This is a genomic window from Streptomyces sp. NPDC005963, from assembly GCF_040638655.1.
Lineage (GTDB): Bacteria > Actinomycetota > Actinomycetes > Streptomycetales > Streptomycetaceae > Streptomyces.
This window is the reverse complement of sequence record NZ_JBEXVD010000005.1, coordinates 228,595-243,478: the sequence shown is the minus strand read 5'-3', so window position 1 is coordinate 243,478 and position 14,884 is coordinate 228,595. Positions and strand designations below refer to the sequence as shown.

16 protein-coding genes and 1 tRNA gene are annotated in these 14,884 nt (G+C 67.5%); 13 read left to right on the top strand and 4 right to left on the bottom strand.

What is annotated here, in order from left to right; genetic code table 11:
- Nucleotides 1-336: 336 nt before the first annotated feature.
- On the bottom strand, nt 337-1,002 hold the full coding sequence (locus ABZ348_RS10650) for a YdcF family protein (protein ID WP_358931417.1): 666 nt from the start codon (nt 1,000-1,002) through the stop codon (nt 337-339).
- The gene (locus ABZ348_RS10645) at nt 999-1,805 is read right to left on the bottom strand and encodes a GntR family transcriptional regulator (RefSeq protein ID WP_358931415.1); all 807 of its coding nucleotides are present in this window, start codon (nt 1,803-1,805) and stop codon (nt 999-1,001) included. Before ABZ348_RS10645 ends, ABZ348_RS10650 begins: the two co-directional genes overlap by 4 nt.
- Nucleotides 1,806-2,451: 646 nt before the next feature.
- Here ABZ348_RS10645 and ABZ348_RS10640 point away from each other — a divergent pair.
- The 13 genes from ABZ348_RS10640 (at nt 2,452) to ABZ348_RS10580 (ending at nt 12,748) form a co-directional block, all read left to right on the top strand.
- Nucleotides 2,452-2,838, top strand: a complete 387-nt coding sequence (locus tag ABZ348_RS10640; protein ID WP_358931413.1) for an RNase adapter RapZ — start codon at nt 2,452-2,454, stop codon at nt 2,836-2,838.
- A gap of 81 nt (nt 2,839-2,919) precedes the next feature.
- Nucleotides 2,920-3,087: a hypothetical protein gene (locus tag ABZ348_RS10635; protein ID WP_358931411.1), complete on the top strand. Its 168-nt coding sequence runs from the start codon at nt 2,920-2,922 to the stop codon at nt 3,085-3,087.
- A gap of 76 nt (nt 3,088-3,163) precedes the next feature.
- Nucleotides 3,164-3,427, top strand: a complete 264-nt coding sequence (locus ABZ348_RS10630) for a DUF6284 family protein (protein ID WP_358931409.1) — start codon at nt 3,164-3,166, stop codon at nt 3,425-3,427.
- Nucleotides 3,424-4,284: a protein spdB gene (locus ABZ348_RS10625; protein WP_358931408.1), complete on the top strand. Its 861-nt coding sequence runs from the start codon at nt 3,424-3,426 to the stop codon at nt 4,282-4,284. The genes ABZ348_RS10630 and ABZ348_RS10625 overlap by 4 nt, the downstream gene beginning before the upstream one ends.
- Entirely contained in the window at nt 4,281-4,484 is a 204-nt protein-coding gene (locus ABZ348_RS10620; protein ID WP_358931406.1) for a DUF6257 family protein, read from the top strand. Before ABZ348_RS10625 ends, ABZ348_RS10620 begins: the two co-directional genes overlap by 4 nt.
- A gap of 69 nt (nt 4,485-4,553) precedes the next feature.
- On the top strand, nt 4,554-4,730 hold the full coding sequence (locus tag ABZ348_RS10615) for a hypothetical protein (protein ID WP_358931404.1): 177 nt from the start codon (nt 4,554-4,556) through the stop codon (nt 4,728-4,730).
- 87 nt (nt 4,731-4,817) lie between these two features.
- Nucleotides 4,818-6,887, top strand: coding sequence for a cell division protein FtsK (locus tag ABZ348_RS10610; protein WP_358931402.1), 2,070 nt, complete (start codon nt 4,818-4,820; stop codon nt 6,885-6,887).
- A 416-nt stretch (nt 6,888-7,303) separates the two neighbouring features.
- Entirely contained in the window at nt 7,304-7,492 is a 189-nt protein-coding gene (locus tag ABZ348_RS10605) for a hypothetical protein (protein ID WP_358931400.1), read from the top strand.
- Nucleotides 7,493-7,503: 11 nt separating this feature from the next.
- Nucleotides 7,504-8,223 (top strand): hypothetical protein, encoded by a 720-nt coding sequence (locus tag ABZ348_RS10600; RefSeq protein WP_358931398.1) that lies wholly within the window; start codon nt 7,504-7,506, stop codon nt 8,221-8,223.
- Nucleotides 8,224-8,308: 85 nt separating this feature from the next.
- Complete coding sequence (locus ABZ348_RS10595; RefSeq protein ID WP_358931396.1) at nt 8,309-9,175, top strand: bifunctional DNA primase/polymerase; 867 nt, start codon at nt 8,309-8,311, stop codon at nt 9,173-9,175.
- A gap of 3 nt (nt 9,176-9,178) precedes the next feature.
- A complete protein-coding gene (locus ABZ348_RS10590; RefSeq protein WP_358931395.1) occupies nt 9,179-10,651 on the top strand; it encodes an ATP-binding protein in 1,473 nt (490 codons plus the stop codon).
- A gap of 439 nt (nt 10,652-11,090) precedes the next feature.
- Entirely contained in the window at nt 11,091-11,276 is a 186-nt protein-coding gene (locus ABZ348_RS10585; protein WP_358931393.1) for a helix-turn-helix domain-containing protein, read from the top strand.
- A 65-nt stretch (nt 11,277-11,341) separates the two neighbouring features.
- Nucleotides 11,342-12,748: a site-specific integrase gene (locus tag ABZ348_RS10580; RefSeq protein ID WP_358931391.1), complete on the top strand. Its 1,407-nt coding sequence runs from the start codon at nt 11,342-11,344 to the stop codon at nt 12,746-12,748.
- Nucleotides 12,749-12,878: 130 nt separating this feature from the next.
- Here ABZ348_RS10580 and ABZ348_RS10575 read toward each other — a convergent pair.
- Nucleotides 12,879-12,968: transfer RNA gene (locus tag ABZ348_RS10575), tRNA-Ser, on the bottom strand.
- A 99-nt stretch (nt 12,969-13,067) separates the two neighbouring features.
- Nucleotides 13,068-14,633, bottom strand: coding sequence for a trypsin-like peptidase domain-containing protein (locus ABZ348_RS10570; RefSeq protein WP_358931389.1), 1,566 nt, complete (start codon nt 14,631-14,633; stop codon nt 13,068-13,070).
- Nucleotides 14,634-14,884: the final 251 nt, after the last annotated feature.

The window sequence follows — 14,884 nt, the reverse complement described above, 5'->3', positions numbered from 1 at the left end:
CACAGCTACTCAGATGTACCGCTCGCATCGGAACCGTCCAGGCGATCGGGCTACCGTGCCCCAGCCGTGCCCGATCGAACGGGAAACCACGGCAGTCGCTGGAACCGGGCATGAGAATGGCCCCCGACCAAAAACCCAGGTCAGGGGCCATTTTCACTGCTCACCACGCGGTGGGTGTGGGATTTGAACCCACGGTGACATCGCTGCCACGACGGTTTTCAAGACCATCCGGTTTCAGGCGGGCAGATGCGGCATGACCTGCGCCTTTGCCGTTCTACGTAGCGCCCGCTGGCCCATGTTGGCCAGAGGATGGCCGCAGGGGTGGCGCGAGGCGGGTCACGCGCTCCCAACGTCCTCGGGAACGAGACGGCTCGTAAAGCCGCGCGACACCAGCCGCTCGTACGCCCGCGCCACATCACCGGGCACCTCTTGCAAGATCATGAAGCCCTGCGACGGGTAGATCAACAGCCGTTGAAGCGACCCCACAAGCATGTCGATGACAAGGCGCGGGTCCTTGATCGAGTCGACGTATTCAGGGAGCGTCATCGGGGTGGAAGCACTGACGAACTCCACTTCGGGCCACAGCTTCCGGGCGGTGGCGTAGGCCCGCCGTTCCTCGTATGGCTTGCTGATCAGCAGCACTGAGGACACCTCGATCCCTTGCTCTTCGAGCAACGAGCGGGACAGGGTGATGTTCTGCCCGGTGTTACGTGCGTGCGGCTCCACAAGGATGGCGTCCGCCGGCACGCCCAGTTCAAGCGCGCGGTCCCGGTAGTGCTCAGCCTCACCGCGCGGCATGCGCTCCACGGTTGTCCGGCTGGTCGCGCCCGTGAAGACGATCAGCGGCATCATGCCGCGCCGGAAAAGGCTCACGGTCGTGTCAGCTACCCCCAGGTCATGACTGCCCAGACCGATGCCGACCGAGCAGGGGCGCGGTTCGTGGTGCATCTGCTGGTAGTCCCAGAGAAGCTGGGTGTCCTTCCAGTCCTGTACGGAGATCACGCCGAACCCTCCTTGTCCTTGTCCTGTTGGCGGGCGGAATCGGGAACGTCGAACTCGTACTCCCATGCGAAGCGGGAAGCGGCATGGACACCAACAGCGAACTCGACCACCGTGCTATCTGCCGTGTACGTGGTCCGGTGCAGTTCGATCACAGGTTCGCCGACGGGGAGCTGTAGGAGCTTCACCTCGTCGGCCGTCGGCACGCGCGCGAACAGCGCCTCTTTCATGTGGTCGATCTCGTACCCGGCGTCATAGAGCACGCGGTACCCGCCGCCCCGGCCAGCAGGCCCCGGTGTGGGATCAACGATGCGAGTGCCCTCGACATGTTCGGGACGGTAGTAGCTGGTCAGGGTGTGAGTGGGCTGTGTTCCTTCCTTCACCAGCCGGGCCCGCGCGTAGACCCCGGACGCAACCGGGACGCCGAGCCCTTCGGCTACAAGGGCAGTCGCTTCGACGCGGCTCACAGTCTGCGTCTGCTCATCCCGCTTGTACGCCCGCCCCGACGCCACGCGGTCAGCGATGAACGCGACTTCATCGCCGTCACGCCACTTCGCCTTGTCATAGCGAGCAATGCCGAGGCGCTTGAGGGGTGTACGTGCGCGCACGACTGTGCCGTGACCACGTGACGATGTCACGAGCCCTTCGGCCTCAAGAGCCTTGTATGCCTGATGAACCGTGGACTTCGAGCCTTCCCCTGCCTCCACAAGCTCTCTGATCTGGGGCAACTGATCCCCGGGTGCCCACTCGCCGTTCCTGATCTCCTGCGCGATCCGATCCGCCAGGTCGCGCCACTTGGGTGCCACAGCCGAACTCCCTTCGATGCGTCCCAGTGAAACACAGTCCCAGGACTGTTGACAGTCCTGGGACTGTGCGTCACAATCTTATCAGCGGCTCGCAGTCCTAGGACTACGAGCATGGAGGGGCCTTCTTTGGGCTGCTCGATCAACAACTGCACAGCGTGATCCACCGCAGCGTGACGGCCGTGAGGACTCCGGCCGAGGTGAGTGGAGACCAGTCGGTTGTCCCGAGGGATGACCGACTCAAAAGACCGGATCTGTCCCGAGGGCAGGCACGCCGCGCGACAACCCCGAGTAGCACTTCCTCGGGTGAGCGGGATGAGGCGCAGATCCAGAAGCGCGTACGACGGGCCACGACCTCCCTCAAAAGGTCGTCAGCGCGGCTCAAGGTCGCGTGGCAGTCCTGAGCTGCACGTCGTCACCATCCCCCATTTGTACCGATCGGGATGGTGACCGTCGTGGGGCAGCAGGAAGCCCCAACACGAAGGGCGGCGTCCGGGGGGCAACCCAGACGCCGCTGACAGGCACACCTTTATGGGAGGTCACCTGTGGTGACAAGGATGACAGAAACGGAGCGCGCCGCGTTGGCGCGCAAGGTCGCAGAAGCCAACCGGCGCAGCCAGACCGACGCCCGTGTTCGGGGTGGTCGGTGATGGCCGCGCGAGTAGAGATCGTGTCGTTCGGCTACCTGCACGATGCGCCGCCCGCGGCGCATCTGACCGTTGATCTGCGGACGCATTTCCGGGACCCGCACGTGTCCCCGGAGCTGCGGACCATGACCGCCGCTGACGAGCCGGTGCGGCACGCGGTGCTCAACACTCCGGGCATCGTCGATCTGGTGGAAGCCACCGCCCGTGCGGTGCTGGCGTTCGCGTCGGGCCCTGGTGGCGGAGTGGTCACGGTGGCTGCCGGGTGTGCGGGGGGTCGGCATCGTGCGCCGACCGTCGCCAACGCTGTGGCGGAGCGCCTACGGGATGTGGGACGCGATGGCGTTCGCGTCTACCACCGCGATATCGCACAGGCCGTGGTGCAGCGCTGACGGTTGCCTGCCCTGCCCGTCTCGCACGGGTGGGGTGGGGAGCCGGGACAGCCCCGGACTCACATCCCCAAGGAGAAACGCATGGGATTCCTCAGCAACCGCAGGGACGAAGCCAAGGCCGCCATCGCCAACGGTGATCCGGAGCGCGCGGCCGACATCATCGTGCACGCCTTGCTGGAAGGCCCCGGCACCTTCGACCAGAACCTGACTCAGATCAGCAAGAGCAAGGACGAGAACAAGAAGAAGTAGCCATGGCGCGGCCCCGGTGTTGGAGCACCGGGGCCGCTGGGAGCCGTTTCCACCTGCTAGGGAGAGAACCCGACTCATGACCATCATCCCGCACCCTCGGGCAGTCGACACCGCGCCTGCCCTCCTCGACCGTGAGCCGACCGCTGTCGAGCTGGACGCCATCGACCAGGAAATGCCGCTCATCACGGCCGAGGTCGACCTGCTGGACGTGCAGATCAGCGTCCTGGACCGTCCGGTGTCGGAGCTGGACGAACGGCGTGTGCGCCGTGCCCGCCGTCGTGTACTGACTGCCCGTCGCACCCTGACCAACCGCAGCACAGTGGCTGGGGGTGCGGCATGAACGCGAAGACCGCGCTTCCCGCCGTGGCGATGACGGCCGTGTCGATGGTGCTGACGCTGGCTGTGGTCGTGATGTGGCTCGGGCCGGTGATGCCGTGGCCGGTCGCTCTGGTAGTCGGTCTGGGGATCGATGGCGGATGGTTGGCCACCCTCGCCTACGAACGACGTCTCGCCGCGCAGGGCGACCACAGCGTCCCGGTCACTGTGGTCGGTTGGGGTTTCGGCCTGCTGGCGACCGGCGTCCTGGTCGTCCACGCACTTGGGGAGGAGTCTGCGGGTGCGTGGCTGGCTGTGGCCTGGCTGCCGATCGCGGCCAAGGGATTGTGGTTGGTGCACGGGTTGTGGGAGCGGACCGCGCTCACCCCCGGTGCGCTCGGAGCGATCCGCAGTATCCAGCAGGACGCACGCGACCAAGCGGCCGTGGCCCGCGCCCGTCTCCGGGCCGACGCAGCCACCGAAGAGACACGGTTGACGGCCGTGACGCAGGCTGGGGCGCGCGTCGCACGCGTCCAGGCTAAGACCGCCGAGACCCTCGCGGGGGCATGGTCGACGCTGGAGACCGTACGCGATGGTGCCGAGACCGGTAGGGCGCTGACCAGCGTGACGGTCCCCGTCGCACAGGGCGTCACACCCGCGTGGGACCTTCCCGTTTGGGGCCCCGCCGAGCCCGTCTCAGCACTCGCCCTGAACGCCGTACCGGTGCTCACGGACGACCAACTGGACCAGCTGGTCCACGAGATCCGCACCAGCCAGACCCCGGCCCTGTCCTACCGGGAAATGTCCGTCCGCTTCCGTGCCGCTGGTCACTCCGCCTCCGAGGTACGTCTGCGGGCGGCGTGGAAGCGGGTGGCCGCATGACGTCGTCCAACCGGCCCGACCCACCGCGCCTCACCGCCGCCGAGAAAGCTCGGGTCGGATGGCTCATCGCCCGGATGGCGAAGCGTGGTCTCGCCGACCCCGACCGACACGGGCACGGGTCGGTCGACCTCACCGACCTTCAACGCAAGGTCGAGCGGGTCATCGAGGGTGCCCGCAAGCGGCAGGAACGCGCTGCCTGACCTGATCACCAACGGGCGGGTTGCCACCCCGGCAGCCCCCACTCCCACCAACAACGTGAGGACACCACCATGTTCGACTCCAACTATGACCATGAGTTCATCACCCGCACCGCCGACGCCGCCGCCGTGATGGGACAGGCCGCGTGCGACTACGGGCCGGGCTCACCCGAGGCCCTGGGTGCCGTCGCCGCTCTGGAGGCCATGCACGCGGAACGGCGACGGAACGAAGACGAGCAGAACCGCTGATGTGCCCGGGGTGACCGCCCGCTCTCGCCAAAGATGCGCGGTCACCCCGGCCCCATCGGTCCCACATCACCTTGAGGAGGTTTCAGCATGACGGATGTCACGGTGGGTGCGCATCTGCGGCCCGTGCCGGACGCCGAGGAGTTGCCGGCCCCGGTGCCGGTCGATAACCCTTCCCTGCCCGATCCGGGGGTGAGCGTCGAGAAGCGCAAGCCCATCCTCGCCTCATGGCTCACCAACCGGCGTGACTTCACCGCGACCACCCGCCACACCGCGGCGAACCTCTACTATGCGACCCGCTACCACGGAGTACGGCTGCCGGTATACGCCGGACGGCTCGCCCTGATGTCACCGCGGGGAGCGTGCCGCTTCGTCGCGTCCACCGGCCGGTGGGTGTGGGATCGGGAAGCGGCCCCGTTGCGGGCTGCCGCTGTCCGGGCTGAGGACGTTGAGGAGTACATGCGCCTGGCCCGTCTGCGGGCAGGGCGGGTGCGTCTGCGCAGTCTGGTCACCCTGGTCGCTGCGGTGTTTGGGGTCGGGTTCGCGCTCTACCTCTACGTCATGGCCCCTGCCTTCCTGTACGCGTTCGCCGCGGGTGGCGTGCTGTTGCTCGGTGCGGCTGGTCAGCAGCCTGACGCACCGGTCATCGGGCCTGCGGTGCTGAAGACGGAGGTGCAAAAGCTCACCGGCTCGCTCGTTCTGCGCGGGCTGGACTCCATCGGGAACGCCCGGATCACCGCCGCTATCAAGCGGGGCGGTGACATGAACGGGCTCCGCTTCACCTCGGAGATTGTGCGGGACGGGCCCGGATACCGGGCCGACCTCGATCTCCCCTACGGCGTCACCCCCGAGGACATCATGGAGGCCCGCAAACCATTGGCGTCCGGTCTACGCCGCAAACTCGGCTGCGTCTGGCCCTCACCCGACCCGACCGAGCACGAAGGACGCTTGATCCTGTGGGTGGGGGACAAGCCCATGAACGAGACCACCAAACCACCGTGGCCCCTCGCAGAATCCGGCACGGTGGACCTGTTCAAGCCGGTGGTGTTCGGCAACGACCAGCGGATGCGCGACGTGTCCGTGACCCTCATGTTCGCGTCCGTGGTCGTCGGCTCCATCCCGCGGATGGGCAAGACATTCCTCATGCGGCTGTTGCTGCTGGTCGCCGCCCTCGACCCGCGGGCAGAGATCCACGCGTTCGACTTCAAGGGCACCGGAGACTTCTCCGCCCTGGAACCCATCTGCCACCGCTACCGGGCCGGGGAGGAAAACCCCGACATCGAATACGTCCTGGAAGCGCTCCGAGAGCTGAAAGAAGAACTGCGGCGCAGGGCGAAGGTCATCAAGTCCCTACCGCGCACCCGCTGCCCGGAATCGAAGGTCACCCCGGAGTTGGCGAGTGACAAGTCGTTGGGGCTGCATCCGATCGTGGCCGGGTTCGACGAGTGCCAGGTGCCGTTCGAGCACCCGGAGCACGGCAAAGAGATCGAGGAGATTTGCACCGACCTCACCAAGCGCGGCCCCGCACTCGGCATGGTCGTCATGTTCGGCACCCAGCGCCCCGACGCCAAGTCCCTGCCCACCGGCATCAGCGCGAACGCCGTGCTCCGCTTCTGCCTCAAGGTCATGGGGCAGCCCGCCAACGACATGGTGCTCGGCACGTCGATGTACAAGTCGGGTTACCGGGCCACCATGTTCTCCCGCTCCGACCGCGGCATCTGCTGGATGTCCGGTGAAGGGGACGACCCGCGCATCGTCGCCAGTGCGTTCGTCGACGCCGTTGCCGCGGAGCACATCGTGGCCCGCGCCCGCACCGCCCGTGAGGCATACGGCAACATCACCGGCCACGCGGACGGCAAGGGCCCGGAGCAGAGCGGCAGCGGGTCGGACATCCTCGCGGACGTGCTCGCCGTCATCGCCACCGACGAGAAGTCGGTGTGGTGCGAGCGCATCGCCACCCGCCTCTCCGACACCCAGCCCGAGACGTACGGCGGATGGAAGGGCGAGAACGTCACCGCCGCACTCAAGCCCTGGGGCATCAAGCCGGGCCAAGTGTGGGGCACCACTGACGATGGCAAGGGCGCCAACCGGCGCGGCATCGACCGCACCGACATCACCGCATCCATCACACGCCGTAACGCCGATCGAGCCGCGGCATAGGCCACAGCAGCCCGCTAGACCTAGCAGTCCACGCCGCTAGGTCTAGCACCCCTGCTAGCAGCCCACAGGCCACCTGATCAGGCACCTAGCGTCTAGCACGCCACCTGCGCAAACCCCCGAAACCCCGCCCTGCGAGAGGAATCGGCCCCTCATGGCCCTCCTAGCCCTTGCTCTCACCCTCGCCATCGCTGGTTACGCACTGCTATGTGCAGTCAGTCCGTTTGGACGCTGCCGCAAGTGCTCCGGTACCGGATTCCGCGACTTGTCGAAGCGGCGCCCCAAGCCTTGCCGCCGCTGCCGCGGCCAGCGCTACCGGCCACGCATCGGCACCCGCACCCACACCACCAGCCGCGCCATCCACCAAGCCGGAACCCGCCTCAACCGAACCCGTCAGCCCTGACCCGAAAGGCCACGACATGGCCGTAACCGTCTCCCTCGTCGCCCTCTTCGCCTTGGTCCTCTTCTTCCTCCTGCGCTCCAACTCCCTCAGCTGGGGAGCCGCATTCACCGCCGCAGGATTCGGGTTCTTCCTCGCATCCACCGGAGCAGCCGAACCCATCAACAACCTCGCCACCGCCGTCATCAACACCATCCCCAACCTTTAAGGACACCTGCCATGAACGAAGTCGACTTCGCCATCGGACTGTCCACACGGCCGGGTACGGCTGGCCCTAGCGGCGATGCCGCCGTGGTGCACATGCTGGCCGACCGGACCACGGCGGCTGCCATCGTGGACGGCATCGGACACTCCGAACGCGTCGCCACCGTCGCCACGCTGCTTGCCGAGGTAGCCGCCCGAGTGGCCGCCCGGCGCGGCGCCCTAGCCGGACTCCTCTCCGCTGGCGAGCTGGTAGCCGACCCCGGCTATGACGACGAGCCAGAGCCGGATGCGGTGGCCGTGGCGGCAGTCACCGGCCCCGGAGACGACACCACCCGCATCGCGTGGGTGGGGGATGCCCGCGCATGGGGCTGGAACGGTGTCCGGCTGCGCCAGTACTCCACCGATCAGACGATGGGTGAGTTCCTCCGGGTCTACGGCGGTCCGGCCGCTGACCTCGCCGATCATCACGACGCGTGGGTCCGCACATCCCTGGCCACCGCGGTAGTCGCCACCGTCCGCGAAGCCGAAATCCCCGACCGCCTGGTGCTACTCACCACCGACGGCATCCACGACACGGTCAGCCCCCCAGAGCTAGAGGCCCTGGTACGTGCCCACGAGGACCATCCGCAGACCCTCACCGATGCCCTGACCGCTGCCGCACGCACAGGCCACAGCGGCGAGCGAGACGACGCCACCGCCGTAGCACTCCTCCACCAGGCCACCACAACCACCTGACCCAGCAAGGGCGGCCCCCACTCACGCCAATGACCGGGGCCGCCCTCCTCCACCAGCCATCAACTGAACAGTGGAGGTCTCCAGCATGACCCATGACCGCACCACCACGCTGCTATCCGCAGCGCTGAACCTGGCCCAGCACGGTGTGCCCGTGCTGCCCCTACGTGCCAAGCGGCCCCCCGCGAACTGCCGCTCCTGCCGGGACATGGCCTGTGGCGGACGGCCGCACATGCGAGTTCCCGGCCCGTGCGGGTGCCCCATGCCGTGCCACGGATGGGCCGCCGCCACCCTCGACACCCGCGTGCTCACCTCCCCTCAATGGGCCGCTGACTGGCACCACGCGGACGGCATCGCCTACCACCCCGCAGGCGCTGGACTCACCGTCGTCGACCTCGACAACCCCACCGCCATCGCATGGGCACGTCGGGAGCTCCCCGCCACCCGCACCGTGCCCACCACCCGCGGCGAACACTGGATCTACCAAGGCACCATGCAGTCCGCGAACGCCGTTCGGCCCGGTGTCGACATCAAATCGAGGATGGCCTACGCCCGGTGGCTCGGCCCCGGCACCGGCACCATGACCGCACTGCCGGACGTCGTGCTCGCTCTGGTGGTGAAGGACGCGGCCAGCCCTGGCAGGGTCGGTTCGGTCGCTGCAGGTGTGCGTCCTGTACCGGTGCCCGTGTCGACCGGTGGGAAGTGCCGGCACCGCACCCCCGCGTATCTGGCGCGCGGTATCGCCATGGCCGAACAGCGCATCACCGACGCCCAGAGCCAGGTGCACGCGACCGTGTACCGGACGTTCCTCGCGGTGCTGTCGACGCACGGCCGGTGCGGCTGCCTCACCGACGCTCACATCGGCCAGTTGTTCACGGCCGCGCACGCCAAGGGCGAGAGCCTGCGGCACTGCACGGATGCGTGGTCCAACGCCCGAAGCGCGCTGGGGATGTGAGCCATGTCCGAGGACGACAAGACCCCGGGCCGTGAAGTCATCACCGACTATGCCCAAGCGCACTTCCGGTACTTCCGCACCGCCGACGGGACCGTGTACGCGCAGAAGAACGGCCACCCCGTCGCCCGCCCCATCCGCTCGCAAGGCACCACGGGCAGCCACCGGCAAGAGCTGATGGTCGGCCTATTCCGCGACGGGCACGGCGTGTTCAACGGAACCGCGCTCAAGGAAGCCCTCGACCTGATCGAGGCCCTGGCTCTGACGACGGAGGTACAGGCCGTGCACATCCGCGTCGCACCCGGATTCGATGGTGCCACCTGGCTCGACCTCGGACGCAACGACGGGCAGTCGGTCCGTATCCACCCCACCGGATGGGACATCCTGACCCCCGACCCGCGTGAGGTGTGCTGGCGCCGCACCCAGCTCACCGGGGAACTCCCCATGCCCGCGAAGGGCACGAACGGCAAGGGCATCGACCTCCTGCTGCGGCTCAACAACTTCGCCACCGCCGAGACCGAGTGCTTGGCCATCGCCTGGCTGGTCGGCTGCCTTGGCCCGTCCGTCCCCGTCCCCGCCCCCTTCCTCACCGGTCCCCAGGGGGCGGGCAAGTCGACGTCGGGTCGGATGCTCACCCGGGTCATCGAGGGCATGAGCGCAGACCTGCGGCGCCCTCCGAAGGACGAAGAGAGCCTGACCGCTGCGGTGGCGGCTGGATGGATCACCGCCCTCGACAACCTGTCCCACCTCGGCCCCGACCTGTCCGACCTGATGTGCTGCATCGTCACCGGTGCCGAGACCCTGAAGCGCGCCCTGTTCACCGATGGGGACGTCTACCGGGCTCGCTACCGGCGCCCCCTGCTCATGACCGGTATCGACGTCGGAGTCATTCGCCCGGACCTTGCCGAACGGCTCCTGCCGCTGCGGCTCGAACGCCCCACCGTCCGACGCACTGAGGCGGAGTTGTGGCGGGAGTTCGAAGAGGTGCTGCCCGTGATCCTCGGGTCGCTGCTGGATCTGACCGTCCAGGTGCGAGCCGCGCAGACGGACATCCCGAGCGATCTACGGATGGCTGACTTCGCCCACCTGTGCGCGCAGTTGGACGCGGCGACTGGCCTGGGAGCGTTGAACGCCTACCGGGCCACTCTGGACGACCTCAACGACGATGTCATTGAGGGGGATTTGCTGGCGCAGACCGTCCTTCAGCACGCTGCCACCCTCGACCCCGGCGCCGTGGTCCGGATGACGTCGGCCGAGTGGCTTCACGCGCTCACCCGCCTCTACAGCGGCGAAGACTGCCGCCCCCTTCCTAAAGGCTGGCCCACCACCGGGAAAGTCCTCTCAGACCGCCTCAAGCGCCTACAACCCACCCTCAGTGCCCGCGGCGTCGTCATCGAATGGGGCCGCACCAAAACCGCCCGATACATCGAACTCGACTGCCCCACACCCCCTGTGGCGGACCAGCAGACAGCGTTCTAACCCACAGACATTCCACGCGAACTGAACAAGCAAGAGGAGCACCCCGGCGCCGCGGTGCTCCTCTTGCTTATCCGGCGCTTGCGCCGCCCAAAGGTCGCGCCGCGAAGCGGCCCCTCCTTCGCTTGAGGGGTCACCGCCACTACTACAGACACCCTCCCTCTTTTCCTAAGTAGAGAGATCCTGCGTCACCTGCGTCACCGGGGACGGAAAACGGCCCCTGAGCTGCACCGACAGGGGTGACGCAGACCGCCGATCCTGCGTCACCCCTGCGTCACCCGCGTCACCCGGTGACGCACCCCTGCGTCACCCATGACACAGCCCGCCGATCCTGCGTCACCCCAAAACCCCAGGTCAGAGCACATCGGTGACGCGGGTGACGCGGTGACGCAGAAATCCCCACCTCGGACACACGCCCACCCCACCGCCAAGGAGTCGCACCGTGGCCCGCCCTCAGATGCTCAAGCTCCCCGAAGTCCTCAGCGAACTCGACATGTCCCGCGCCGCCTTCTACCGGATGCGTGCCCGTGGCAAGGCACCCAAGCTCATCAAGCTCCCCAACGGCCAGCTCCGCATCCGGCGAGCGGACTTCGACACCTGGTTGAGCGACTGCGAGAGAGCCGCCTAACCGCTCACCCACCCGAACAACCCGAGAGGGGCCCACCACGGTGGGCCCCTCTTTCTTGGAGAGACATGGCACTGACCTACAGCGTCCGTATCTGGGGCATCCGAAATCGTCCGAGCAAGAGCGCCCCCTTCCAACTCCGCTGGCTGGTTGGCGACCAGACTCACCAGCAGCCTTTCCAGACGAAGACCCTGGCTGATGGTCGTCGGGCGGAGTTGATGTCAGCAGTCCGAGAAGGAGAGCAGTTCGACACGGTCACGGGTCTCCCTGTGTCTGAGCTACGGAAACTGTCATCCCCAACGTGGTTCACCCATGCCTGCGCATATGCGCTGATGAAGTGGCCCACCGCAGCAGCCAAGCACCGGGCCAGCATTGCCGAATCGATGACGGCCGTTACGAGCGTGCTGGTCACCTCCTCAAAGGGAGCTCCCAACCCGAAGACCCTCCGTAGCGCACTCTCCTCTTGGGCCTTTCAGATGGTGCGGCAGGAATCAGGAGAACTCACTGCACGAATGGATGCGGAGACCCCACCGGCCGATATCGCCCAAGCTCTGGAGTGGGTGGCAACGCACTCGGTTCAGGTGGCTGACGTGCCGGACTCTGACCAGCTTCGCCGTGCCCTGGCTGCGATCTCGCGTCGACTGGACGGAAAGCGGGCTGCCGACAACACGATCAGACGGAAGCGGATGGTGTTGAGCAACGCTCTCCGGTACGCCGTAGAGCGGGACCTACTGGCCACGAATCCTCTTGGTCGGATCGACTGGGCCCCTCCCCAGACTGATGACGAGGTCGATTTCCAGTACGTTCCGGGCCCTGTTCTGGCACGTGGCCTGCTAGAAGCTGTTCGGGCGTCTGGTGCGCGTGGCGAGCAGCTGCACGCGTTCTTCGGTTGTCTCTACTACGCAGCGATGCGTCCGTCCGAAGTCGCGGCGCTCACCAAGAAGGACTGCAAGCTGCCTGCGAGCGGCTGGGGTGAACTCGTGCTTCGGGGCAGTCGGCCGGAAGTCGGTTCCGGATGGACGGATGACGGCAGGTCGTATGAGGACCGCGGCCTCAAACGACGGGCCCGCCGTTCCACCCGCTCGGTACCGATCCCGCCCATTCTCGTGGCTCTGCTGCGGCTTCATCTCCAGCTGTACGGCGTCAGTGAGGACGGACGCCTGTTCCGTGCGGCAAGGGGCGGCAGGGTGCGTTCGACGGAGTACTGCGGAGTCTGGGACGCCGCACGGGAGAAGGCCCTGTCAGCTGACGAAGTCGAGACGCTACTGGCCGATGTTCCGTACTCGCTTCGCCACGCGGGGGTGTCTCTCTGGATCAAGGCAGGCGTGGACCCTGTGGAAGTGGCTCGCCGCGCTGGCCACACGCCAGCCGTTCTCTGGAAGTTCTACGCCAAGATCCTCCGAGGTCAGCAGCAGGCATCGAACAGCATGATCGATGACGCCCTCGCGAGCCCGGACCACCCCCAGCAGGGGTGACGACTGGCCACAGGTTGGCCACACGCACTGGTCAGCAGTGAGATTCAGGCGTTCGGGGTGAGACAGGCTGAACGCAGAAGGGGTGCTCCCCACTGGGGAGCACCCCTTCTGACCTGCACATACTCTGATCTGGCGGTGGGTGTGGGATTTGAACCCACGGTGACATCGCTGCCACGACGGTTTTCAAGACCGTTCCCTTAGGCCGCTCGGGCAACCCACCAGTGCCCCCTGCCATCTGGCGTGGAGCGGCCTACAGAGTACCGGCCCTGAGGTGGAGCACGCAGCAGCCTTTCGTTCGGCGGCCGGTGGGTGGGTGGGGTCAGCTGTCGCCCTCGCGTTGGCCGAGGGTGAGCGTCGCCTTGTTCTCCTTGCCAGCCCTGTCGTACGTCACCGTCACCTTGTCGCCCGGCTTGTGGTTCCAGATCTCGCTGATCAACGTCGGGCCACTGTCGATCGGCTTGTCGTTGAAGCGGGTGATCACATCGCCCGACTTGAGGCCCGCCTTCGCGGCCGGGCCGCCCGCGACCACGGCTGCCGTGCCGCCCGCGCCCTGGGATGCGATCTTGGCTCCGGTGCCCTTGCCCGCCATGTCCACGGTCGCCCCGATGACCGGGTAGACCGGCTCCCCGGACTTGATCAGTTGTTCCGCCACGTTCTTCGCCTGGTTGATCGGGATCGCGAAGCCCAGACCGATCGAGCCCGCCTGGGTCTGGCCGAAGCCGCCTCCCGTGGACTGGATCGCGGAGTTGATGCCGATCACCGCGCCGCGGGAGTCCAACAGCGGGCCGCCGGAGTTCCCCGGGTTGATCGAAGCGTCCGTCTGGAGCGCGCTCATGTAGGAGTTCTTGCCGCTGGATCCGTCTCCCGAGGCGACCGGACGGTTCTTGGCGCTGATGATGCCCGTGGTGACCGTGTTCGACAGGCCGAACGGGGCGCCGATGGCGATCGTCGAATCGCCGACCGCGACCTTCTCGGAGTCGCCGAGGGCCAGCGGCGCCAAGCCTTCGGGGGCGTCCTTCAGCTTGAGGACGGCCACGTCGTAACCCTGTGCCCGGCCGACCACCTCGGCGTCGTATTCCTTGCCGTTCGAGAAGGTCACCGAGAGGGTGCCGCTGTCCGCAGCGGAGGCCACCACGTGGTTGTTGGTGAGGATGTGTCCCTCTTGGTCGTAGACGAAGCCGGTGCCCGTGCCGCCCTCTTCCTGGCCGCCCTCGACATCGCCCCCGGCCCCGCTGGCCTTCGCCTCGATCGTGACCACGCTCGGCAGGGCCTTCGAGGCGACGGACGCCACCGTGCCCGGATCGCGCTTGAGGTCCTTCGGGGTGTCAGCCGCGGAGACCGTCGTGGAGTTGATGCCGTCGTCGTTGCGCTCGGCCGCCCAGTAGCCGATGCCACCGCCGACTCCGCCCGCGACCAGCGCCGCGACCAACACGGCCGCGACCAGTCCGCCCGGCTTCTTGCGCCGGGGCTGCGGGGCGACGGGGGCTCCCCAGCCGGAGCCGCCCTGGCCTCCGAAACCGTCTGCGGGGGACGCGCCGTAGGCGCCGTACGAGGGCAGGGTCGGTGGGGCGGGCGGCCAGCCCCCGCCCTGGGGGGCCGGTCCGCCGTGGTGCGAAGCGGCGGTGTGGTCCGGCTGAGCTGCGAAGGGCGCCGACTCCTGGCCAGGACCGGGCGCAGCTCCGGCAGCGGTCGCCGGCGCAGCACCAGAGGGCGCGACGGGCGGGCCGGCGGGCGCCGCAGGTGCTCCCTGGGGCCCCCCGGCCGCTGGGGGTTCCTGCGCTGCAGCCGACGCGGGAGATCCACCGGGAGGCACTGCCGGCACAGGAGGTACGGACGGGGCGGCCGGCTGCGCAGTGCCCTCGTTGCCCTCGTTCTCAGTGCTCACAGCTCTCTTCTCCTCAAGGTTTTGCAGATCGACGAGATGCTCGGGACGTACGAGATCCCTCGGCCCAGTCGCCCGCAGTCGCTCACTTCAGCAGGGAGTCCGCTTCGGCAGCCGGCCCGGTCTGTCCAGGTCAGCATTTCCCACGGCTCGTCAGGCCACTGTAAGCAGGACCTGTGCGTATTCCCGTAATCCTTTACTTCCGACAAAGCGGGCGCACCCGCAGGGCGGCCGGGGGAGCTCTCCGCCGGTGT

Excerpts from the sequence above, each read along its gene's own strand:
- ABZ348_RS10640 (WP_358931413.1), top strand. The coding sequence starts at position 2,452 with ATGGCCGCGCGAGTAGAGATCGTGTCGTTCGGCTACCTGCACGATGCG.
- ABZ348_RS10635 (WP_358931411.1), top strand. The coding sequence starts at position 2,920 with ATGGGATTCCTCAGCAACCGCAGGGACGAAGCCAAGGCCGCCATCGCC.
- ABZ348_RS10630 (WP_358931409.1), top strand. The coding sequence starts at position 3,164 with ATGACCATCATCCCGCACCCTCGGGCAGTCGACACCGCGCCTGCCCTC.
- ABZ348_RS10625 (WP_358931408.1), top strand. The coding sequence starts at position 3,424 with ATGAACGCGAAGACCGCGCTTCCCGCCGTGGCGATGACGGCCGTGTCG.
- ABZ348_RS10620 (WP_358931406.1), top strand. The coding sequence starts at position 4,281 with ATGACGTCGTCCAACCGGCCCGACCCACCGCGCCTCACCGCCGCCGAG.
- ABZ348_RS10615 (WP_358931404.1), top strand. The coding sequence starts at position 4,554 with ATGTTCGACTCCAACTATGACCATGAGTTCATCACCCGCACCGCCGAC.
- ABZ348_RS10610 (WP_358931402.1), top strand. The coding sequence starts at position 4,818 with ATGACGGATGTCACGGTGGGTGCGCATCTGCGGCCCGTGCCGGACGCC.
- ABZ348_RS10605 (WP_358931400.1), top strand. The coding sequence starts at position 7,304 with ATGGCCGTAACCGTCTCCCTCGTCGCCCTCTTCGCCTTGGTCCTCTTC.
- ABZ348_RS10600 (WP_358931398.1), top strand. The coding sequence starts at position 7,504 with ATGAACGAAGTCGACTTCGCCATCGGACTGTCCACACGGCCGGGTACG.
- ABZ348_RS10595 (WP_358931396.1), top strand. The coding sequence starts at position 8,309 with ATGACCCATGACCGCACCACCACGCTGCTATCCGCAGCGCTGAACCTG.
- ABZ348_RS10590 (WP_358931395.1), top strand. The coding sequence starts at position 9,179 with ATGTCCGAGGACGACAAGACCCCGGGCCGTGAAGTCATCACCGACTAT.
- ABZ348_RS10580 (WP_358931391.1), top strand. The coding sequence starts at position 11,342 with ATGGCACTGACCTACAGCGTCCGTATCTGGGGCATCCGAAATCGTCCG.